Raw genomic sequence first — 22,639 nt, 5'->3', positions numbered from 1 at the left:
GCGCATCCGCGAAGCAAAACCAGCCGCTTAACCTCAAAAAAAAGGACTTCCCCAACATTGGCCTCACGCTTGGCTCCATGACCAAATTAATTATGAAATTGACTTAATATACATCTTTTTTCGCCGATCGCTATCCTTTCGAGAAGAAAAGATGCAGATCTGCAGGTATTTTCCTCCATCTGCCCCCTTTCCGGCTTGTGCTTTGAATTTACCTGCACATTTGCAGGCATTTCATCACGTGTCGCGAGTCGGTAGAAAATACATGTACGAATGCAGGTTTTTCGACCCGCCATACATCAAAACTCCCCGGCACCGAAGGCGCGTTTACCTGTTACGAATCGCCGCCAAATTTTTAATTGCTGATCTAGCAACAAAAAGGACGCCTAAACAGCCCCAAGGTTGTTAGGCGTCCTTCCTTATTCGCTTGTCAGCCTGCGAATCTGCGCTTGCGCCCAGATGAACCAGCTTGCCTGCTCCTGGTTGCCTCCGTCCTGGATGTAGGCTTCTCCGCGGGAAAACGGAAGGAAGTTGAACGCTTCCCCGAAAAACGGGGCCGTGTTGTATGTTTCCAACCATTCTTGCAAGAGGGACAGCCGATTCCAATCGCCGCTCGCGGCATAGAAATAACAAGCCCACGCCAACCCTTTGCCGATGACCTGCGCGCCGGCATTCGCCGTATTCGGCGTGATGTACGTATGAAGCATGCGGAATTCGCCCCACATAAACGAACCTTGGCGTTCATAGGCTTGCAACGTATTGCGCACCTTCTCCCCTGCGCCCGGCACGGCGGCCGGAATCGGCGCCAGATTCACGAAGGAATAGCCTTGCAGCAGCCGGTCCGCGCTGTCCCGGCCACGCAGCTCTCCAAAAACGGAGCGACGCTCCTCGTCAACCGCTGACAATCGCCCGTCAATTCCCGTCTGCAGCGCCGCCGCATACGCCTCCAGCGCCGAAGCCGTATCGCGATCCGCCAGCCGCCGTGCAACGCCCGCAACCTTGGTCAGGGCCTGCACGGCAAACTGATTGGTAATCAAGTCGTACACGCTCATATGCACATTCTCGCGGGCATGTTCGTAGGCCGGGTTCCAGAGCAGGTTCAGCTCCGGATCGAAATACGGCTCCTTCAAGTAATAGAGAGCGAATCCGCTTATGAGCGGGTAATACTTGCGTTCCGTCTCCCTGTCATCCGCCAGCTGCACATAATCCGCCCAGGCCATCAGAAGCTGATAATGGCCGTCCGGTTGGTCAAGCATGACCGGCGGACTTCCGTCAGCGAACATGATTTGCGGCGCCCGTTCCACCCCGCAGGCATCGATCCGGTCCAGCAGGGACGCGAGCACCTTGCGCGCTTCGGAGAAATCAGACAATACGAGCAAAGCGAATAGATGTGCGGCCGTGTCTCTCACGAATTGCCCCGGATAAGCGCCGGTGACGGAAGTCGGCACGTACCCGCCGGGCGTCGTTCGGCTATAAAGACTGTCCAGCGTGGTCCGATAGATCGCTTCGTTGCGCTCGCCGAACACCCGGCGCGCCGCCGCCGTTTTGGCATCGGGCAGATCGTCCGTCATCTTGAACGCGGCCGCTTCCGAAAAGGCGGACATCTCCGTCTCGCCGTCCCCGATCTGCACCTTCCAATAGTAGGTACGCCCGGCCAACAGCGCCGGCCCCGCATACCGCACTTTGCCGCGCGCACAAATGTCCGGGTCTCCCCACTGTCTAACGATGCCCGTATCCCATTGGTCCGCTGTTGCCGGCAGCAGCAGCTCGGGGCACGATGCCACCAGCAGCCGAAAAGCGCGCTCTTCGCGGCTGCCTTCGATCGTCCAGCGGAACAAGGGCGTATTCGAGCGAACGGCCCCCGTCTCCGTCAATGGTCCGATAGCAAGGCCAACCGGCTGATCAGGGCTCGTTTCGTTCGTTTCGTTCGTTTCGTTCGTTTCGTTCGTTTCGTTTGTTTCGTTCGTTACATTCGTCCCGCTTGCGCTATTCATTCCGTTTGTCATTCCGCTCATCGCTCCACCCCCGACCGCACCGACACTTGCGCATGGCGCAGCGGGTCCAGGCCGGCAATCTTCACGATTCTCCGCTGTCCTGGCAGCAAATCAAAATAATTGTCGGACGGGACCGCATCGTTCCCAGGGCCAAAATCGAAATGAACGGCGTGGGCGAATACGTCCGTCGAGACCTCCACCGTCCATTGTCCGTCTTCAATCGAGACCGGAGCGAGCCTTAACGTCGGCATCGGCAGCCGCATTTCCCTGTACGTGTTCGTCCGCAGCCACGCCGGCTCGGCAATATCCGTTGACAGCGGCAGAACGTAGCGAACGCCTGTGAGATTATCGAACGCGCCTTTGGGGAAACGAAGCGTCCGGCTGCGGGAAAACGGCTTTAAAACGACCGCTGCCGTTTCTGCATTTTTGACGGTGCCGTCGAATGATCGATAGCCGTATTCCAAACGAAACTCGACCTCGGCGGCCGTATCGTTGCAGCCGGTGACCTCGACTTCCCCGCCCACTTCTCGCAAAATAAACCGGACCGGCGCAAACGCCCGCTTCACGAAATAATAAGCGATTTTCCGACGGCGATAGTAATCGACGATGGACCAGCCGACTTCGCCCCAGCAATCGTTGTACATCCAGAACAGGCTGCCCGAGCAATCTTCCTTCTGCCGGATCGCCTCCAGCGAATATTGCAGCATCAGTCCTTGCGTCAGCCCCGCGTAATGCAGATAGCCGTCCAGCTCCAGCTTTTCCGGATCCGCGTAGTGCTTGGCGATGCCCGCCGGCACCGTTTTTTTCTCGTGCACGTTCGTATGGTTGTCCCAGATCGCGCTCGAGCGGTCCGGTTCGTGCGGTCCGAAGTATTGCCGGATCGACGCGAGGCCCGGCGGGCCGATATAGCCGTATTCGGAGATGAATTTGCCGCTCAGCTTATCGTATTCCTCGGGCGCGATCCGCTTCTCCATCTCTTCGTTCATCGTGCATTCGAACCAGTGATGGCGGTCTCCCGCCTCGCTGCCGTTGGGGTGCGCGCCGCCGTAAGGCGAGCTGTTCCAATACGGAATAAGCGGGCTATTCCTGCGCACGACGGCCGGCGCAATATAGTTGTAGCAGAACGCGCCTCCGAAATATTCCGCCTGCTTTTCCCCGGTCCACCACTCGTCGAAAGCCCAATGGTTTTCGTTGCTGCCGCACCACAAAGCCAGCGAAGCATGGTTGCGCAGCCGCCGCGTCTGATAATCCATCTCGCGCTCCACTTCGCCGCGGAACCATGCCAGCCGATCCGGATACGCGGCGCAGGCGAACATAAAGTCCTGCCAGACCAGCAATCCCATACGGTCGCACAGCTCGTAAAAGCAATCCGGCTCGTAGCGCCCGCCGCCCCATACGCGAATCAGGTTAAAATTCGCTTGCGCGGCCTCGCCGAGCAGCTTCTCGTATGCGGTGACGCCAACCCTCGCATAGATGGAATCCGGCGGAATCCAGTTGGCGCCTTTGCCGTACAACGCAACGCCGTTAATCTCGATGGCGAATCGCCGCTCCGCCCCGCCGCCTATCCGCTCCTGGTTCAACCGGATCGTCCGCACGCCGAACGCAACCGGCGGGTGCTCTGCCCGCTCATCCTCGACCGTCATGGCGACCTGGACGGCGTACAGCTGCTGCTCGCCCATGCCGCTCGGCCACCACAGCTTGACCTCGGGTATCCGTCCGTCCAGCCTGATGTAATTCAGTCCGGAAGCCAGCGGCACTTCCGCGATCATCGTCTCGATCAGCGCCTCCCCGTCGTAGAGACCGATCTCGAACCGAGCCTCGCGGGTCGCATAAGAATGAAACTGATCCGCTTCCACCGTCACCGTAATACAGCCGTCGTCCCCTTCGACGCGCGTATCGACCGCGACCGAACGAATCGCCGCAAACCGGTGGAAGCGCAAAGTCACGTCCCCCATGATGCCGCAGCTGGCCAGGCGCGGCCCCCAATCCCAGCCGAACACGTACTGCGGCTTGCGCAGCATAATTCTCCCGGCTTCTCCGCGGCCGTTAAAGCCTTCCATGCCGATCGTGTTCTTCAGCTTGGCGACATCGGCTTCGCTGTGCAGCTCGCTGCCCGTCGTCAGGCGCACGACGAGCTCGTTGTCCCCCGCGCGCAGCCATGCCTTTACATCGCGGCTAAAAGGATAGAATGCGCTGCGATGATGCCCCAGGCGGCGGCCGTTCAAGAAAAGGTCCGCTTCGCAATCGAGCGATTCAAGCTCCAGCTCCGCCACGCAAGCATCCGCCAGATCGGCCTCGTCCACGCGGAAGCTTTTTCTGAACCACCACGATCGCCGTTCCACCCATTCGCTGTCGAAGCAATGATTGGCGGTCAACGGCTCCTCGATGATCCCTTCGCGGATCAGCGGCATTCGGACATCGCACGGCAGATCGGCCGCCAGCCAGCCGTCATTGTCCAGAAGCACCCGCTTCAGCTCGTCGGCCCCCACATGCAGCTCGCAGGCTTTCACCCGCCACGCTTCGTTTAACGACTGCTGCTTCATTTGACCGCTCCCATCGCGATGCCGGAGAAGATCCAGCGTTGAAAGATTAGATAGACCAACACGGAAGGCACGGTAATGACCAGAATGCCCGCCGACATGTAATTCCACAGCACCATCCGGTCGCCGGTGAATCCGATCAGCAGCGTGGCCACCGTACGCAGATGCGCGGACGGCATGTACAAATACGGAATGTACATGTCGTTAAAGACGCCGATGATTTTCAGGATGGCCACGGTCGCGGTCGCAGGCGCCAGCAGCGGAAGGAAAATGCGGTAATAGACTTTAAAATACGAAGCCCCCTCGATCATCGCGGCTTCGTCCAGGCTGTAGGGGAGCGTCCTAGAAAACTGCAGGAACATGTAAATTTGAATGATGTCCGTGCCCACGTAGAGCAGGGTCGGCGCGAGCAGCGTATCGTAGACGCCAAGCTGGTTCACCAGCGAGAACCGGGCGACCTCGGTCGTGATGCCGGGTACGATCAGGGCGATCATATACACAAACAAGATGAGCGGTTTGGCCTTGAAACGGAATCGGCCGAGCACATAAGCCACCATCGACCCGAGCAGTATATTGCCGACGACGCTCACCGCGATCAGAACGAGGGAATTGCCGAACGCCGTACCGACGTTGCCGACCTGAAAAAAGTAGGCGTAGTTGGACAGGTGCAGGAAGCTGTCGGGCAACGCGAACGGCCGATTCAGCAGCAGCTCTTCGTTGGACTTGAAGGAAGTGAAGAGCACGATCAGAATCGGCGCGATAAAGAGCAGGCTCACCGATCCTATCAGGGCATAGATCAACGTTTTATTTAAAATCTTCATGGTTGTCGCCCTTTTCCCTTACTAGAATATGCTGCGTCAGCTGCACGACCAGCACGATCGCGATCAGCACGACCGCCATTGCGGAAGCCAGCCCATAGCGGCTGAACTGGAACGCCTCGTGCACCGAGTACAGCGCAAAGGTCATGCTCGCGTATCCCGGGCCGCCCTGTCCGGTCAGCAGGAACGGTTGCTCGAACGTCTGCACGCTGCCGGTGAACACCAGAAATACCGACAGCTTCGCGATATCGCTGATGCACGGCAGCGTGATGAACCGGAACGATTGCCACCTTCCCGCGCCGTCGATGACGGCCGCTTCGTACAGATCGTCGGGTATCGATTGCAAGGCGGCGATCAGGATGACCATATAGAAACCGACGGTTTTCCAGACGACGATCAGCGCCAGCGAGACATTGACCACGGAAGGGTCGCTTAGCCAGCGCTGCTCCAAAAATCCGAGCCCGAGCGCTCGCAGGGCGACGTTGATCGCTCCCGATTCGGTCTCGTACAGGAAGCCGAACATAAAGGAAACGGCGGTGGCGTTCAAAATAAACGGTGCGAAAACGATTGAGCGGAAGCCTTTGGCAAACCTGAGCTTGCCGGTGAGCAGCACCGCCAGGAACAACGAGAACGCAACCCCGACAAGACCGGTCAGGAAATAAATCAGGTTGTTGCGCAGCGACACCCATACTTCCTTGGATTGCACGACCTCGCGGTAGTTGTCCAAGCCGATCCACCTCGCGCCGTCCAGGCCGTTCCAATCCGTAAAGCTCAGTTGGAAGAGCTTAAACGTCGGATACAGGACGAACATGGCATAGAGGGCGAGCGGCACGAGGAGAAACGACGACACGAACACCCTTTTTTTCATCTGCAAACTCATCGGGTTCACTCCTGCTCCTCCCGATCAAGCCGGGGTCGGGAGCGCAGGCTTTCCCGACCTCCGGGCCGACCGGGGCTTTTGCTATTATTTGGCCGAAGCGACGGCTTTCTTGAATTTGCCGTTCAGGTCCTTGACCACCTGGTCCACCGTTCTGCCGGCGACCAGCTCCTGCAGCGATTTGTACAGCGTGATGCCGGAGTTGTTCCATACTTTGATCGCTTTTTCTTGCTGCGGCGCAAGCGTCACGATGTTCAATCGATAGTCCTTCACGAAGCCGGCCCACGGGATGGAGGAATTGTCCGCATCCTTGAGCGGGGAGAGCATGCCGCTGTAGGTCATGAATTCCGAATCGTACTTGCTGTAGTACCAGTCCAGAAACGCGAGCGCCGCGTCCATGCTCTTGGTATTCTTGTTGATTGCCATCGGCAGGTCCGGCGAAGCCGTCAGCATGGTCGTATCGGCGGGCGTTTCGGATACCGGGAAGGGGAAGATCGCAAAGTGGGTCATGTCCACGCCTTTTTCGCTCAGGTTCTGATACAGCCACGTGCCCATCAGCATCATCGCCGACTTGCCCGAGACGAAATCGTTGGTGGCGGCGTCGAACCCGACGGACAGCGGATCCTTCTCGAAATAGCCCTTGTCCACCAAATCCTTCAAAATGCCGAAGCTCTTGACGTAGCCGCTATCCGCGGTGAACGGTTCCTCCTGCTCGGCAAACGCATTGTAGATGTTCGTATCGTTGCCGATGATCGGAGCGAGCTGCTGGTACGGATCCAGTGGCCACGCGTCTTTGGCGCCGGAGGACAACGGGATGTACTTGCCGCTGTCCTTGATCTTATGGCTCACTTCCAGAAACGCCGAGTACGTCTTCGGTACTTCCAGTCCGAGCTCCGCGAAAATATCCTTGTTGTACCAGACGACCGGCGTCAGCATCAAACCGCGCGGCACCGTATAGTTTTTGCCGTCCGGCGCGACCAGCGAATCCATGCCGATCAGCTTGTCGGCGATGGGCAGATCGTTGAGCGGGACAAAAAACTTGGACCACTGATCCCGGCTCAGGTGCGTATCCGTCACGTTGACGATGTCCGGCAAGCTGTTGGAAGCGGCTCTGATCTTGATCGTCTGATTGTCCGTGAAGCCCTCGATCTTCAGCTCGACGCCCGGATAATCCGCCATGAACCGGTCGGCCATATCCTTCAGCTTCGTGTCGACGATATTCGTTTCCCACGTCAGAAAAGTAAGCTTGCCCGTTACTGTCGGCTGCTCCGGCGAGCCGGAGGCCTGCCCGGTCGCTTGTCCGGACGAGGACGGCGCGCTTGCGCTTGCGCTGCCGCCCGGCGCGTTGTCCTTGCTGCCGCCGCAGCCCGCGAGCAAGCCTGTCAGCGTCATTGCGAGCGCGAGCGATACGATTTTGCTTTTTTTCATTGTTCAAGTCCCCCCGCTGGTTGTTGTGCCGCAAGTTCATTGTAAAGCGCTTGCAGAATACTTATAATGGACTCGATTTATGTTTATCTGGATTGGATTAAGGCCTTTGTCCGGCGTTCAGGACGCATAAGAAAAACCGGCAGAGCTCGCCCTGACGGTCCTATTGGTGCTTTCTGTCGCGCGTTCCGCTGCTCTCGATCGCGTTCTGCGGCGTTCCTCTCCAAGCCAGCCGCAATACCTGCAAAAATACATCATATTTCGCCTATACCGCGCACTTCAGAACGAAAAGATGCAAATACGCATTTATTTTCCTGATTTAGCGAGACTGCCGGCGCATTCTTCAAAATTACCTGTATATTGCATCAATTTCATCTAGCGTCGCTGTTCGGTAGAAAATAGATGTACAAATGCTGGTTTTTCTCCCGACACAACCGTCAGAGAGAGCGCGCTCTCCCCTTCGAAGAACGTCCGCCGTTCCTATCTTCACCAGCCCGCCGAATTCCCTGAACCGTCGGCAACCCCCCACCTTCGGTCTACTTGCGCAGCAGCTCAAGCGCGAGCGCGCCGTCCTTCGCCTGCAACGGAAGGGTCAGCGTCACGCAAGTGCCGGCCCCCTCCTCGCTCTCCACGCTTAAGCCATAGGCGTCGCCGTAGTAGAGCTTGAGGCGCTCGTTGACGTTCCCCATGCCGAGTCCGCCGACCTCCGCCGCCTGGAAATCCCGATCGTGGGCCGCAGTCTCTGTTTTTGCTGTCATTGCCGCCCCCCCCGTCTCCGCTGCCATCGTCCCCGCAGCCGCCATCGCCGTACCTGCCGATGCAGCGCCCGACCGCATGGCCGCCGCGCCTCTCTTCTGCTTCGCCTGAAGCTCCGCGCGCTGCTGCGCGTTCATTCCGCAGCCGTTGTCGCGAATCCTGAACTGCGCCGTCTGACCGTTCACCGTTCCCGACAAGCTCAGCAGACCGCCTGCCGGCGTATCGGCAAAGCCGTGAACGATCGCGTTTTCCACGATCGGCTGGAAGACGAATTTGAGAATCTCGCAAGCGTACAACCGCTCGTCGAATTGCACCTCCCATGCGAAGCGGTTGCCGAACCGGATTTTCTGCAGCTCGACGTAGCTGGTCAGATGGTCCAGCTCCTTCTTCAGCGATACGGTCTCGTCCGCGTTCTCGGTAATGTAATAACGGTAAAACTTCCCGAGCATGCGCGCCATCCGCGACGTGTCCGCATCGTCGTTCAGCTCCGCCATCATGTGGATCGATTCCAGCGTGTTGAAGAGAAAATGCGGATGAATCTGCAGCTTGAGCGCGTGCAGCTCGGCCTCCTTCTGCTTCAGCTGCGCGACGAACAGCATCCGGATCAGGCCGTTTATTTTTTTGATCATTTTGTTGAACTCGTGGCTGATCTGAAAAATTTCATTTTTGTCGCCCTTGCGCAGCTTCATATGCAAATTGCCTTGCTGCACCCGCTTCATGGTCGCGCTAAGACGCTTAATCGGCAGCGTCAGCCGTACCGCGAACCAGACGGACACGATCAGCGCGATCAGCACGCAGCCCGACATGAGCAGCAGCGCATAGATCGTCGTCGTCGTGTTGGAGACGTTCAGCTCTTTTTTCGGAAAAAAGGAAATGACCGACCAGCCCGTCTCCGATACCGCCGTTCTCGTCCGAACGTAAGATTCGCCCCCGATGGTTAACTGATCGGCCGTACCGTCCCCGCTGTCGTCCAGCACCTGCGCAGCGATCAGGCTGCTTTGGTCCGCGGCTCCGCCGGAATCGTAGATGAATTGTCCATCCTCGTCGACCACGATCGTCCGCTGCCGATTCACGACGTTCAGCGCCTGGAACAACGGAGCCAGCTCCTCGACCTTCAGGCTGATCAAAATGCCGGCGACCGGCTCGAACGAGCCGTTGTAATCGCGCAGCGCCTTGCCGACGGAGATGACGTCCATGAAGCGCGCCTCGCCGACCAGCTTCAGCCGGTGACGGGGCAACAGCACGCTCTCGCCGTCCGCCGCGATCAAGGCCGGATACCAGCGCTCGCCGACGGGGTTGAAGTCCGCATCCAGATTGATGTCCGTATCTCTCAGCTTGTTGATGCTGCGGCCCGCCATGTCGAAAATGACCACGGAAGAAATCTCTTTCTTGTAAAATAGCGTCGATTCCATGAAGCTCATTAGAATGCCTTGCGTGCGCAGATCGAAATAATAATTCGGATTATGGATGGCGTTGTCGTGAAGCTCTTGCATGATCTCGGAATCGTTCAACGGAATTTCGGACAAATACTTCATGTCCTTGATATACATCGACAGCTGATCCGCCGCCTGGTTGACCATCACGTTCAGCGAGCTGATATAGTTGGATTTTTGGTTGTAGTTGTACACGTAGGAAGAGATCAGGATAATGGCCAGCATCGGAATAAAAATCAGCACGACGAAGCCGCCGATCAGCTTAAACGTCAGGCTGCGCCGGCTCAGGCTGACGGCCCGTCCAAACCGGAGCCGCAGCCGCCTCCATTGCCGTCTACGCATTGCGTCCTCCGCGTTGCGCGCGATACTCCTGCGGCGACAGACCGGTCATTCGTTTGAAGATCCGGCTAAAATAGTTCGGATCCTCGTATCCGACCTCAAGCGAGATCTCGGCGATCCGGTTGTGCGGATCCTCCAACAGCCGCTGCGCCTGCTCGATCCGGCAGCGGATCAGATAGCCGGTGAAGTTTTCCCCCGTTTCCTTCTTGAACAGCTGCGAGAAATAGATGGCGTTCAAATGCACGATACCCGCAATTTCGTTCAAGGAAATATTGTGCCGGTAATGCTCTGCGATGTAGGCCTTCGCTCGGCTGATGGGATCGTTCTTGGGGGCGGGAGAGGCGGGAGGCGCGTCAGGCACGCTGCCTGCTGCCCCCGGCTTCCGGCCGATCTCGGTCAGCAGGTCGAGCAGGTCCTGGTTGTCCACCGGCTTCAACAAATAGTCCACCGCGCCGTACTTCATCGTCTCCCGCACGAATTCGAATTCGGCATAGCCGCTGAGCACGATGACGCGAACCCCGGGATGCCGGCTGAAAATGGATTTGACGAATTCGACGCCGTTCATCCCCGGCATTTTGATGTCCGTAATGACCGTATGAAACCGGTGCGCGGCCAGCTTCTCCAGGCCTTCGTTGCCGTTTCCGGCTTCTCCACGGACCTGGAACTCCGCTCGCGCGTTATCGATAATTTTTTTCAGGCCCAGCCGAATGAGGGGCTCGTCGTCTACCACCAGTATGTCCTGCACTTGGGCGTCCCTCACTTTGCAAGCGGATTCAACTATTATCCCAGAACGCTGTCGCCTTTCATAGAGATAGGGCGGCAAAAGCGGCTTCTTCCGGAGAAGAAGCCGCCTTCTAGCCAACTAGCCGACACTGCCGCGCTTAACGCTTAATAGGAAATCCAGACGCTGCCGAGCTGCGGCGTAAAGATCTGCCCGGTGTCCGTGTCAGCGAATTCAATTTTCAGGTAATTGACCCCGCTGAGACCGGATTTAAAGTACATCACTCTTCTCCATACGCCTCCCTGGTCGCTGACCGCGGGCGTCACTTGCGTATAATTGACGCCGTCCGCGGAGGTGTAGAACATGAAATGGTCGATCGTCGCGTCCGATTCCCACCAATGCGCGCGTACCGTGAAGCCAGTCATGCCCGTCACCTGATACACCAGTTGATCCGCCGCGTTGGCCGTGCGGGACACCCGGCTCCGGTCGCCGCCGAAGTTCGCCCAGGCCGACGAATCCAGAATGATCGTGTTGGTCGCGCTCTTCGTCCATTTCAGGTCGTCGAGGTTGTCGACGAGCATCTTGCCGCCGTACGTCAGGTCCACGTTTGCGATTTGCGAAGCCCAGGGATACGAATCCATATCCCGGAATTCGATTTTCAGGAAGTTGACGTTGGTCAGCCCGCTTTTCGTATATTTGATCTTTTTCCACGTGCCGCCCAGATCCGCGATGACCGGCGTAATCTCGCTAAAGGCGACGCCGTCGGCCGAACCGTAGAACTTGAAGTGCGTGACCGTCGTATCGCCTTCCCACCAGAAGGCATTCATCTCGAAGCCCTTGATGTTGTTCGCGTAATAAGTCACGGAATTGTAGCTGAGCGTCGTGCGCTTCAGCCTGCTTCGGTCTCCTTCGAAAGAAGGAACGCTGCTGTAGTCGAAGTCCAGTCCCGCATCCATGTTGTACATCAGGGTCGAATTGTCCATCGGATCCATCAGCACATAATCCGTCTGCGTCGTTCCCGTGCGGTAGCCGATCTCGATTCGGCCCAGTTGCGGGTAAGCGACAGGCGAATCGGATTCCGCGTAAACGACCTTCAGGAAGTTCGTGTCGGTCGGCAGCTCTGACAACGTATATACGATTCTTCTTTTCGTCCCGCCCTTGTCCTCGATCGTCAGCGGCGTAATCTCCCGATAATTGCTGTCGGTGGACGAGATATAAAACTTGAAATGATTGATTGTCGTATCGGTATCCGACCAATAGGCGAACAGCTTCACGCTGTCCATGCCGCTCTTGTTGTAAACGATCGATTCCGCGGAGTTCGCGGTGCGCATCAGCCGGCTCGTATCGTCCTCGAAGCCGGATGGAGAAGAGGCATCGAAGCTCAGGCCCGCCGTATGGCTGTACATTTTCGCAAAATCATTCATGTCGTCGATCAGCTTCGCCGTCTGCACCGTCGTCGCCGTGCCGCTTCCCTGACTCGATACGGCGCCTTTGTTGCCCGCCTTGTCTACCGCAAGCACCTTGTAGTAGTAGGTCCGGCCGGGCAGCAGATTCGTATCCAGCCACTTATTCGTTTGCGGAATGGCGATCAGATTAGCCGCTCCGGGCGTAAAGCCGCTGGTCGTCCCCCGGTACACTTCGTAATAGCGAAGGTCGGTCGCCGTGCTCGCCGTCCAGCTCAGCGCAAGCTTTGTGTCGCTGATGTTCGCGACGCCGAGCCCGGTCGTCTGTCCCGGTGCCGTCGCGTCCGCCGAGCCGGTCACCTTGATGATCTGAGCGGTCGTGGACGGTACCTTGATGTACCAATAGCCGCTCACGTCGATCAAGCTGAAGCTCAGCGCCGCATTGCTGCCGTCCTGTACCGCGAAGTTCGTATACCCGTTCGCCACCAGGCCGCCGACGGAGATGAACACGTTTTGGGCGGACGTTTCGGTTCGCGTGGCCTGGATGATATTTTTGTTCGCGCCCGTGATCGTGAGCGCGCTGAACTTGTCTGCCGGGGGCAGGATCGGAGAATTGACCGCGACCGGATACATCATCTGAAACGGATTCGGCGCTAGCATCGATTTCATCTCGTCCTGCATGAGCTTGCTGTGAATGTACATGCCCACCGTCCAGAAATGGGTGCTGCCGTTGCCGATATTGTTGATGTCGGGACCGCCGCCGCCCTCGTACGTATCGATGTAGGAGGTCGTGTAGATCCAGTCGTTCGCGACGTACGCATGCTCGAAATAATCGATGAATTCGTTGTAGATGTCCCAGTAGGCTGCGTCCCGGGTTTGCATGTACAGGTAACCGGCCAACTGCGCGGACAGCAGGATCGATTTGTCCTCCATCCGCCATTTCTGGTTGCGCAAATAAGCGAGAATGTCCGTCGCGTACTGGCGATAGCGCAAATCGCCCGTCGTTTCGGCCAACCGGGCCATAACGACGCCGGCCTGCCATTCGAAGAAGTGCCAAGGCGCGGTAAAGGCGCTGCCCGAATCGGGCGAGCCGTTGCGGCCGAACCAGCCGCCGCCGATCGGGTCCTTCTGCCAGCCGTATTTGATCCAGCTGTCCGCCTGCGTCTTCACGATGTCGTAATACTTCTGCTCGCCGTACAGATCGTAAAGGCTCAGCAAAAAGTTATAGAGATCGAACGCGCCGACGTCCAGACCGTACACGTCGAAGCTGTCGCCGAACGGATGGCCGCTGCGCCCGCCCGCGCTGTTGTAGTTCGGCATCAGATTCGTCAGGTCGCTTCGCTCGCGCCAGGCCGTATCCAGGATGTTGTCGAATTGCGCCTTCCACTTCGCGTCTCCGGTCGACTGGTACAGGAACCACAGGTTGGCGAAGGATCTCGCGCCGCTGTCCCCCATCTCGTTAAAATTCAACTGGTACGCGTAGGTGTTCAAGTCCACGATATTTTCCCAGAAGTACGAATACGGCATCCAGTAATGCGTGCCCCAGTAGTTGCTTTGCGTCGTGCGGTCCGCATAGGCGCGGTTCCAGAGCGCCGCATAGTCGCCTGGCCGCTGCAGCATGACCACGTCGTTGGGGGCGGGCTGCAGCCATTTATGCACGATAGGCGTGCCCTCGTATGCGGTCGTGAAGGAATAGCGGATGCCGCCGCTGCGGACATGGATGCCGACGCCGTCCGTATAGGCGGCCGTTACGTAGTCATTGTAAGCCTGTTTGAACGTTGCGTTGCCGTTGAGCAGGTAGATGGAATTGAGGCCGAGCAGGTCATAGCGCTGCCCCATCTCCAGCAAGCTATCTTTGGCCGTGCCGGGAACCGTGCCGCTCGACCATAGCTTGGACGGCTGCTGAGCCCGCTGCCGATACAGCTCCGCAGCCGCCTCCGCCTTTTGGAGCGGCGTCTTGGACGTATTCGCGTAAGTCGAGATTTTCAGATTGTCGAAATAGACATTGCCGTAATTCCCTCCGTCCCACCAGTCGCCGATCCGGCTTTTTACGATCGCCCCTTGCCGGATGCCGGTCGCCGTTATGGCGCTCAACTCTGTTCCGTTCAGCTTGGGCGTGATGACGCCGTCCACCCAATTGACCGTCAGCTCCAGCGTGTTCCATTGATTGGCGTTCAGCGTACCCGAGGTCGTCGTATCGTGAATGCCGCCGGACGTGTCGAAGTAGCGCACCTTGAACTTTCGGTTCTGATCGACGATAAAATAGAAAAACTCCTCAGTGAAGCCCGCATCCTTGGCGAACGCCACCACCATCTCTCCCGTGATCGAGACCGGGTATACGTCGACGCCGACCCGGTATTGACCCGAAGCGATCGCGATCGACTTTTCCGCATACGCTTTGCTGCTGACGGCCGATCCGTTCAGATGCAGGCTTCGCGTCCCTTCCGATTTGATGCTTGTATCGTAAACCGCGCTGCCGGAACCGGAGGACGACGTGCTCCAATAGCTGTCTTCAAAGCCTTCCGTTTTCATCAACTGCCATTCGCTCAGCGCCTCCGACCTGCCGCCGAAGGCGAATAGCGCCAGCACCGCCGGCAGCAGCGCCAGCCAGCCTTTGGCGCGCCATCGCTTGCCTCTTTTCATTTTTTCCATCAGTGTTGTCACGGGTTCCCGCCCTTTCGTGAGGAATGGAATCTATGTAAGCGGAGGACGAGATTGTCTCCGTTATTTTAAATTAAGCGCTTTCAATATCCGCGTCATTCGCGTCGGATCCATCGTCTCCTTTCTTTCCGATTGTAACGCCGTCCTCGGGCAAGCAGACAGGACTGCGTTCGTGTTTTTCTGGACTGGATTAGGATAAAGGCGCGAATCTGCACAAAAAAGCCGGCTCCCTGGGGAACCGGCTGCTCTAGATCTCCAAGCCTCTCCACATCATGAGCGCCGCGCCGGTGGCGACGGCGTCCTCGCGCAGCTCGCCTTTGGTAAAGACCGGCTGATACGAAGGATAATAATAGACGTTCTGACGCGCGGTCTCGATGGCCTTTTTGTAAAATCGCTCGTCCGAGTAGATGAGCGACCCGCCCAGGATGACGGTCTCCGGGTGGAACATGTTAATCATGTTGGCGAGGCCGATGCCGAGATACACGGCCGCGCCGTCGAACAGCTCGACCGCGGACGGATGCCCCTGCCTCAGCGCCTGCAGCAGGTCTTCGTAGCGGATCTGCTCCGGCGCGAGCCGCAGCTGCTCCGTCCAGCCTCCGCGCCCCAGTTTGGCCTGCGCTTGCGCTTGCTTTTCCAGCGCCTGAATGGAGGCGTACGCCTCCAGGGCGCCGAAGTTGCCTCCGTCGTGCAGCCGCGTGCCGTCGGCCTGGATAATCATCTGTCCGACCGCGCCCTCCAAGTCGATCGAGCCGTGGACGATCCGGCCGTTGGACATCATCGCGGAGCGAAGTCCCACGCCCGCATGCATATACAGCAGATGCTGCGGATTGGACTGCCTGAGCGACCAGCGCTCGCCCATGAGCGCCGCGTTCGCGCCGTTCTCGAGGCGTGCCGGGAAGCCGGTCGCCTCCTCGGCCATTCGGCAGATCGGCACGTCCTGCCAGCCCGGCGCCGCGAAGTGAAGCGGCCGAAGCACGACGCCGCGCTCGCGGTCAAGCGGACCGACGGCGCCGATGCCGAACCCCTTTACCTGGCTAGGATCGATCTTGTGATCGAACAGAATGGCCTTGACCGTTTTCTCCGCATGCGCAATCAGCTTGTCCGGCGTCATCGCTTCGTCCATCCGCCAGCGCGTGAACGACATCGGGTTCATGCGGACGTCGAAAAAGCCGAGCGAGGCGTGGAACCGGGAAATCTCCAGACCGAAAAAGTAACCGAACGCCGGGTTCGTCTCATACACGATCGGCCTTCTGCCGCCGCTGGACGGGCCGAGGCCCGAAACCTGGATCAGCCGGTCCGCGGTCATCTCTTCGAGCGTGCGCGTAAGCGTGCTGCTTGGAATCCGGAAACGATCAAGCAGCTCGGCCTTGGAAGCGAAGCCCTGCTCGGCGATATGGTGATAGATCAATTCCTTGGACGTAGGCACTCGATTCCCGCGGTTCATGGACTAGGCACTTCCTCGCTCGCTTGTTCGTTCGGCTGCAATCATTCTTTTTATTATATCGAAACGCCCTGAAGCGATCTATACCCTGTCTTCCTCTCGGATTAATGCCAAAATGAATTTAAGTATGGATTTATATCTTCTATAAAAAGTTATTATGACCCAACCCCCGAATACTTAATACCATTTTGGAATAAAGATGGTATACTGATGGAGACGGGAGGCTTTGCTATGACCGATAAAAGAAAGCTCCATCTCTCGCTCTTTCTCGTATTTCTGAAAATGAGCCCCTTTACGTTCGGCGGCGGATACGCGCTGATCCCGGCGATCGAACGCGAGGTCGTCGAGAAGAAACGTTGGCTGCAAGAAGAGGAAATCGCCGATTTATTCGCGGTATCCGGCACCGTGCCCGGCGCGGTCGCGGTCAATTCGGCCGCCTTTATCGGCTATAGGATCGGCGGCGTATTCGGCGCGATCGCGGCGCTGCTCGGCATTTGCCTGCCGACCTTCGCGCTCATGATCGTCTTGTCGATCTTCTACGTTCAATTCAAGGACAATCCCAAAGTCGAAGCCGCCTTCACCGCCATACGCGCCACGGTCGCCGCGCTCATCGCCTTCGCGGCGGTCAAGATCGCCCGATCTTCGATCGTGGACTTCGCCTCCGGCGCGCTGGCCGCGGCTGCCGCGCTCCTGCTTTTCACCGGCATTCATCCGCTATGGGTCGTCGCGCTGGGCGCGACCGCCGGCATCCTCTGGGTACAATTCCGCGGGTTGAAGGGCAAAAGCCCGAAGCTCAAGGAAAAAGAGCCGGTCTTCGACTACATGATATAATCTGAGCAAATGAGGTTTTAGACATGCTGATCCCACTGTTCGCCATGTTCTTCCTCGTCGGGCTCGTCTCCTTCGGAGGCGGCTACGCGATGATCCCGCTCATTCAGGAAGAGATCCTGAACCGCCATCACTGGATGGGAGCCGGACAGCTCGCGGACATCGTAGCGGTCGCGGGCATGTCGCCCGGTCCGATCGCTACCAACATCGCGGTGGCGGTCGGCTATCAAAAAGCCGGCCTGCTCGGGGCCGCCCTGGCCGCGATCGCGGTCGTACTGCCTTCGTTCGCGCTGATTCTGGCGACAGGCAAGCTTTTTCTCCGCTATCGCGACCATCGCAGGGTGGCAGCGGCATTTTACGGTCTGCGGGCCGTCGTCGTCGGACTGATCGCCTACGCAGCCGTATCGTTCGCGCAGCATGCCGGCATGTGGTCGGCGGCGCCGGACTGGCGGACCTGGTGCCAGCTCGCCATATTCGCCGGCTCTTTGTTCGCGCTTATTTATTTGCACAAGCATCCGTTTGTCGTGATCCTGTTATCCGGATTGGTTGGCATCGCGCTTTACGGTTAGCGGCGGCTTATCCGGGCATTCTTTAATTCCCTGTCGAATGGAGCGAACCAATTTGGAAGAGCAAGTCAGCCCTTGCTGCGCTGCACGCAGATCGTCCGTTCAAGCAAACATGGTGGACAACGCCACACCCTCGCTTGAAGCCGCTGCCGGTTTTGGACGCGGGACGCCCCAGAGACCCGAGCTTGATGCGCAAATGATCCTGATCCCTGGCGGTGAGTTCGTCATGGGCACGGACGCGGCCGACGGATTTCCCGCGGACGGCGAAGGCCCGCCGCGCCCCGTTCGGATCGACGACTTTTATTTGTCGGCCCATGCGGTTACCAACGCCCAATTCAAAGATTTCGTCGAATCTACCGGGTACGTCACCGAGGCGGAGCGCTTCGGCTGGTCGTACGTGTTCCACCTGTTCGTCTCCGAAGCCGTCAAGCAAACCGTGCGCAACGTGCCGCAATCGACGCCCTGGTGGTACGTCGTGAACGGCGCCTGCTGGGACAAGCCCGAAGGGCCGGACTCCGGCATCGGGGACCGATTGAACCATCCGGTCGTCCACGTCACCTGGCACGACGCCGCCGCCTACTGCAGCTGGGCCGGCGGGCGACTGCCGACCGAGGCCGAGTGGGAGTATGCCGCCAGAGGCGGCCTCGCCCGCAAGACTTATCCTTGGGGGGATTTGCTGAAGGAGGGCGGCGAGCACCGCTGCAACATCTGGCAGGGCAAGTTTCCGGTGAAAAACAGCGAGAGTGACGGCTACGCGGGCACCGCGCCCGTCGATGCATACGCTCCCAACGGCTACGGCCTCTACAATATGGCCGGCAATGTGTGGGAATGGTGCGCGGACTGGTTCACGCCCGCCTACCACAAGGTTACCGCCGCGTCGAATCCGATATTCGACCAGCCGACGGACAAGCGCTCCATGCGGGGCGGTTCTTACCTTTGCCACCGCTCCTACTGCAACCGGTACCGCGTCGCCGCGCGCAGCTCGAACACGCCGGACAGCTCCGGCGGCAACTGCGGATTCCGCGTCGCGCGGTCGCGCTGAGGAGGGAGATCGGATGGCAAAGAAGACGCATATCTGGCTGATAACCGCGGATCAGATGCGGGCGGACGCGCTGGGTGTCGTAAATTCGGCCGTGCGCACGCCGTCGCTTGACGCGCTGGCTGCCGAAGGCGCCGTCGTCGAGGGCGCCTATTGCGCGAGCCCCGTATGCACGCCCTCGCGCGCGTCGATCTTCACCGGCCGGTATCCGCACGTTCACGGCGCGTGGAATATCGGGTTGTCGTTAAAGGAAGAAGAAATCACGCTGGCCGACCTTCTGAAGGCGGCAGGCTATCGGACGGTCGGCATCGGAAAGATGCATTTTCGCCCGCAGTGCAAGCCGGGCTTTTCCTGCGAGCCGGAGGATCCTCGTTTCCGCGACAGGGGCCGGACGTCGGACGGCACCTACTTCGGCTTCGACGAGCGTCGCGTGACCGAGGACAACGCGACCGGCGAATATCTGGATTGGCTTCGGACGAAAGCGCCTGCCGTCGCCGAACGATTCGAGCGGGATCGCTATGCCTCCGCCGATGCGGACGGCGACGTGTGGGAGAGCGAGCTCCCGCCGGAGCTGCACCAGACGTACTGGACGGCCGATCGGAGCATCGAGGCGATCCTCTCTCACGACGCTGACCGGCCGCTGTTCCTCTGGACGAGCTTCGTAGATCCGCATCACCCGTTCGATCCGCCGAAGGCCTACGCGGAGCTGTATGAGGGCGTCGATATGCCGCTGCCCGCCGTCGGTCCGGACGACTTGAGACTGCGTCCAGAGCGCCTGCTGCGCAAAGGCAAGCGCGGCTATTGGCCCGGCGGAGGCGAGGAACACGCGCTCGCCGAAGCGCAGATGCGGCGGCTGATCCGCAACTATTACGCGATGATCACCTTCGTCGACGAGCAGATCGGCCGCATCCGCGAGGCTTGGCGCCTGAAGGGCATGGACGAGGAGCTGCTCGTCCTGTTCACCAGCGACCACGGCGAGCTCCTCGGCGATCACGGGTTGCTGTACAAAGGGCCCTGGTTTTACGAAGGGCTGACCCGCGTTCCGATGATCGTTCGCGGACCGGGCATCGTTCCCGGACAGCGCGTGTCCGCGCTGATGGAGCACGTCGACATCGTGCCGACCCTGCTGGACGCCGTCGGTCTCGAACGCGCCTCCGGCTTGCAGGGCTTATCGCTCATGGCGTCGCTCCGCGGAAGCTCGGCCGGCGTTCGGGACTCGGCCATGACGGCCTATGACGCCCATGACCGCGGCATAAGCGCAAAGTGCCTGCGCACTTCGCGTTACAAGCTCGTCGTCTTCGCCGGAGAGACGTATGGCGAGCTGTACGATCTGCAGGAAGATCCGGGCGAGAACCGCAATCTGTTCGATGACCCGGACAGCCGCGAGCTCCGCCGCCGGATGATGGAGTTGCTCGTGCAGCGCATGATCCGGGACCAAGACCCCCTCCCCGTGCGGCAGGCGAATTGGTAGACGGAGCGGATGTCCGCGCTCGGCATTTCTAATCCAGTCCGCACGACAAAATAAGCGGCAGCCCTAGACGAGAAAAACGCGTCCGGGACTGCCGCTTATTTATTTTTGCATCATGCATCTTTCCGTTTCGTTACCCGCTCATTCGACCGCTGCGGCATGCACCCGATCTTCTCATTCCCAAGCCTAGAGGAGAATGCCGAATACTTGCGTCTCCACGTAGTGATTCCACGCGTTGACGCTGCTGCCGTTCGACCAGATTCGTACGTACCGCGCCGTTACGGAATTGAAGACGATCTCTTTGCCCGCCGCCGTCTCGGCATATTCGGCGTCCGTGCCCGCACCCTTGCCGGCGCTGTTGTTCGCGTCGTTGTTGAACACCGTCGTCACGCCCGACGAGAAGTCGGCCGTCGTCGACATCTGCACGATGATGTCCTTATAAATCCGGTTGTCGTAGAAGCGCCACAGCTTCACGCGGTTCACGGCATAGCTTGCGCCCAGGTCGAGCTGCAGGTATTGCAATCCCTGATCCAGTCCCGCGTACAAGTTTTTGTCTCCGGTCGCGCCGTCCGTCGCATAAGCGGCATTATTCACGAAGCTGCCGGAGGTCGGCGTCTTGCCCGCCGCCGCGTTCACGACCGCCGGATGCTCGAAGGCGCCGCGATCCGGCTTTTGAACGTAAAGCGCATTGCCCCAGAAGTCCTTGCCTCCGTTGGACGCGACGGCGACGCCGCGGTCGATGGCCGGCGAGGCGGCCTGCAGCTTGTAGCCGCCCAGCCCATCGATTCCCGTCCCGCTTCCCGGATTGACGAACAGCGGATTGGACGTGAGCATCCCCGCGTCGGGAATGACGGTCGAAGACGGCACGTTGTTTCCGTAGAACACGTTGCTGTCGTACGTCCAGGTCGACTTTTTCGTATAACCGCCCGTGCCGAGATTGTAAAAGATATTGTTCTTGAACGAGGCGGCGCCGTTGCCGCCCTGGTTCACCAGCAGATTGTTCGCGAGGCCGGAGCCGACGTAGAAGACGTTGTTGTAAAATTGCATATTGCCGTAATTGGCCCCGCTGCACACCGTGATCATCTGATACTTGTCGTTTTGGCTGATGTTGTAACGGAAGACGCCGTCCGTCACCGATCCGCCCGTCTCGTTCTGGCAGATGAGCACCGTGCCGCCCTCGTTGTCGTGGCTGTAATTGTATTGGAAGACGAGGCCCTTGGTGCCGTTGTCGAAATCGAAGGACATGCCGTCCTTGATCGTCTTGCCGCCGGACACCTCGTTGTACTGATAGACCGTATAATCGCCGTTGTACGTCCACATGCCGGCGTTATAGTCGACTTGCGCCTCGTTGTAGCCGTCGACGCGGTTATGCTCGACGAGCGCGCCCGTCGACACGTGCGGGACGATGCCGTCGCCGCTCACGTGCAGCACCTCGTTGCCCCGTATGACGACCCCGGTCGCAGGCGTCCAGGGCCGGTTCGCATTGCGGACGCCGCCCTGCTGGTCGCGGTCGTACCATTCGGAGTTGACCATGATCCCGGTGCGGGTGACGCGCTCGATCTTGTTGTTCTCGATCAGCACCTGATCGAACTTGGTGACGCGGTTCGGAGAGCCGTCGGACCTGGCCCGGACGACGACGTTGATGCCCGCGCTGCCGTACACCGTCTTCGTATGCAGACCGTTGACGTCGTGAATATACAAGTCGTGCAGGTGAATGTCGTGAAGCACGGCGACGTTGACGATATCACTGACCGTGCCGGCCTGATAGTCTTCTCCGATGACCAGCACGCCGCTGCGTGCCGTCGTCCCCTGCGTCGCGGTCTGATTGGTAATCTCGAGATGGCCGATGCTCCAGTACTCCTGATTATAGAGCCGGACGACCGCGTTCGCTCCCTGGCCGTCGATCCGCGGATCCGCGCCCGTGCCGTACCGGTCCAGCACGATCCGGCTTCCCGCCGCACCCGAGCCTTGCGGCTGAAGCGTTCCGGTCCAAGTTCCCCCGGCCTTCAACAGAATCTTGTCGCCCGGGCCGAACGTCGTCGCGTTTACTTTGATCAGCGACTTCCAGGCGGCCGTCTGCGACAGACCCGTATTGCCGTCGCTGCCCGCCGCCGCATCTACGTAATAAGTCTTGTTGTCCGCATGCGCCGTTCCGTTCACGAAGAGACAAGCAAAAAGAATGACGAGGCCGTACATCCAATATTGCGCTTTCATGAATATTCCTCCTTTGGATTCGGTGCGACTAAGAGACGAACAGCTTCCGGACGACACTCTCTCGCAAGCGGTGCCTCGGAAGCTGTTCAATACGGATGCCGGGTCCGGCCGGGCCCGGC

General features: G+C 59.0%; 14 protein-coding genes. 4 read left to right on the top strand and 10 right to left on the bottom strand.

The window, feature by feature from the left end; genetic code table 11:
- Positions 1 to 416: 416 nt before the first annotated feature.
- From ACFSR7_RS10275 to ACFSR7_RS10235, 9 genes are all read right to left on the bottom strand, one after another.
- Positions 417 to 2,012 (bottom strand): glycoside hydrolase family 78 protein, encoded by a 1,596-nt coding sequence (locus ACFSR7_RS10275; RefSeq protein ID WP_378161149.1) that lies wholly within the window; start codon positions 2,010 to 2,012, stop codon positions 417 to 419.
- Complete coding sequence (locus tag ACFSR7_RS10270; protein WP_378161147.1) at positions 2,009 to 4,534, bottom strand: beta-mannosidase; 2,526 nt, start codon at positions 4,532 to 4,534, stop codon at positions 2,009 to 2,011. The genes ACFSR7_RS10275 and ACFSR7_RS10270 overlap by 4 nt, the downstream gene beginning before the upstream one ends.
- The gene (locus ACFSR7_RS10265) at positions 4,531 to 5,352 is read right to left on the bottom strand and encodes a carbohydrate ABC transporter permease (protein WP_378161145.1); all 822 of its coding nucleotides are present in this window, start codon (positions 5,350 to 5,352) and stop codon (positions 4,531 to 4,533) included. Before ACFSR7_RS10265 ends, ACFSR7_RS10270 begins: the two co-directional genes overlap by 4 nt.
- Positions 5,336 to 6,229: a carbohydrate ABC transporter permease gene (locus ACFSR7_RS10260; RefSeq protein WP_378161143.1), complete on the bottom strand. Its 894-nt coding sequence runs from the start codon at positions 6,227 to 6,229 to the stop codon at positions 5,336 to 5,338. The genes ACFSR7_RS10265 and ACFSR7_RS10260 overlap by 17 nt, the downstream gene beginning before the upstream one ends.
- A gap of 84 nt (positions 6,230 to 6,313) precedes the next feature.
- Complete coding sequence (locus ACFSR7_RS10255) at positions 6,314 to 7,654, bottom strand: ABC transporter substrate-binding protein (RefSeq protein WP_378161141.1); 1,341 nt, start codon at positions 7,652 to 7,654, stop codon at positions 6,314 to 6,316.
- 533 nt (positions 7,655 to 8,187) lie between these two features.
- Positions 8,188 to 10,182, bottom strand: a complete 1,995-nt coding sequence (locus tag ACFSR7_RS10250) for a cache domain-containing sensor histidine kinase (RefSeq protein ID WP_378161139.1) — start codon at positions 10,180 to 10,182, stop codon at positions 8,188 to 8,190.
- Positions 10,175 to 10,924 (bottom strand): response regulator transcription factor, encoded by a 750-nt coding sequence (locus tag ACFSR7_RS10245; RefSeq protein ID WP_378161137.1) that lies wholly within the window; start codon positions 10,922 to 10,924, stop codon positions 10,175 to 10,177. The genes ACFSR7_RS10250 and ACFSR7_RS10245 overlap by 8 nt, the downstream gene beginning before the upstream one ends.
- 143 nt (positions 10,925 to 11,067) lie before the next feature.
- The gene (locus ACFSR7_RS10240; protein WP_378161135.1) at positions 11,068 to 14,967 is read right to left on the bottom strand and encodes a fibronectin type III domain-containing protein; all 3,900 of its coding nucleotides are present in this window, start codon (positions 14,965 to 14,967) and stop codon (positions 11,068 to 11,070) included.
- A gap of 244 nt (positions 14,968 to 15,211) precedes the next feature.
- A complete protein-coding gene (locus tag ACFSR7_RS10235; protein ID WP_378161134.1) occupies positions 15,212 to 16,408 on the bottom strand; it encodes an ROK family protein in 1,197 nt (398 codons plus the stop codon).
- Positions 16,409 to 16,636: 228 nt separating this feature from the next.
- Here ACFSR7_RS10235 and ACFSR7_RS10230 point away from each other — a divergent pair, with 228 nt between their 5' ends.
- Genes ACFSR7_RS10230 through ACFSR7_RS10215 form a run of 4 tightly spaced genes read left to right on the top strand, consistent with a single transcriptional unit; the run spans position 16,637 to position 20,309 of the window.
- The gene (locus ACFSR7_RS10230) at positions 16,637 to 17,236 is read left to right on the top strand and encodes a chromate transporter (protein ID WP_378161132.1); all 600 of its coding nucleotides are present in this window, start codon (positions 16,637 to 16,639) and stop codon (positions 17,234 to 17,236) included.
- Between the two features lie 23 nt (positions 17,237 to 17,259).
- Positions 17,260 to 17,802 carry a chromate transporter gene (locus ACFSR7_RS10225; RefSeq protein WP_378161131.1) on the top strand — a complete coding sequence of 181 codons (543 nt, stop codon included), beginning with the start codon at positions 17,260 to 17,262 and terminating at the stop codon, positions 17,800 to 17,802.
- 37 nt (positions 17,803 to 17,839) lie between these two features.
- Entirely contained in the window at positions 17,840 to 18,841 is a 1,002-nt protein-coding gene (locus ACFSR7_RS10220; RefSeq protein WP_378161129.1) for a formylglycine-generating enzyme family protein, read from the top strand.
- Between the two features lie 13 nt (positions 18,842 to 18,854).
- On the top strand, positions 18,855 to 20,309 hold the full coding sequence (locus ACFSR7_RS10215) for a sulfatase family protein (RefSeq protein WP_378161127.1): 1,455 nt from the start codon (positions 18,855 to 18,857) through the stop codon (positions 20,307 to 20,309).
- Positions 20,310 to 20,492: 183 nt separating this feature from the next.
- On the opposite strand, the gene ACFSR7_RS10210 is transcribed toward ACFSR7_RS10215, so the two are convergent.
- Positions 20,493 to 22,520: a hypothetical protein gene (locus ACFSR7_RS10210; RefSeq protein ID WP_378161125.1), complete on the bottom strand. Its 2,028-nt coding sequence runs from the start codon at positions 22,518 to 22,520 to the stop codon at positions 20,493 to 20,495.
- Between the last annotated feature and the right edge of the window lie 119 nt (positions 22,521 to 22,639).

Source organism: Cohnella sp. GCM10020058 (assembly GCF_042683485.1).
GTDB lineage: Bacteria > Bacillota > Bacilli > Paenibacillales > Paenibacillaceae > Cohnella.
The sequence above is the reverse complement of the archived record's forward strand: the minus strand, read 5'-3'. Positions and strand labels throughout refer to the sequence as shown.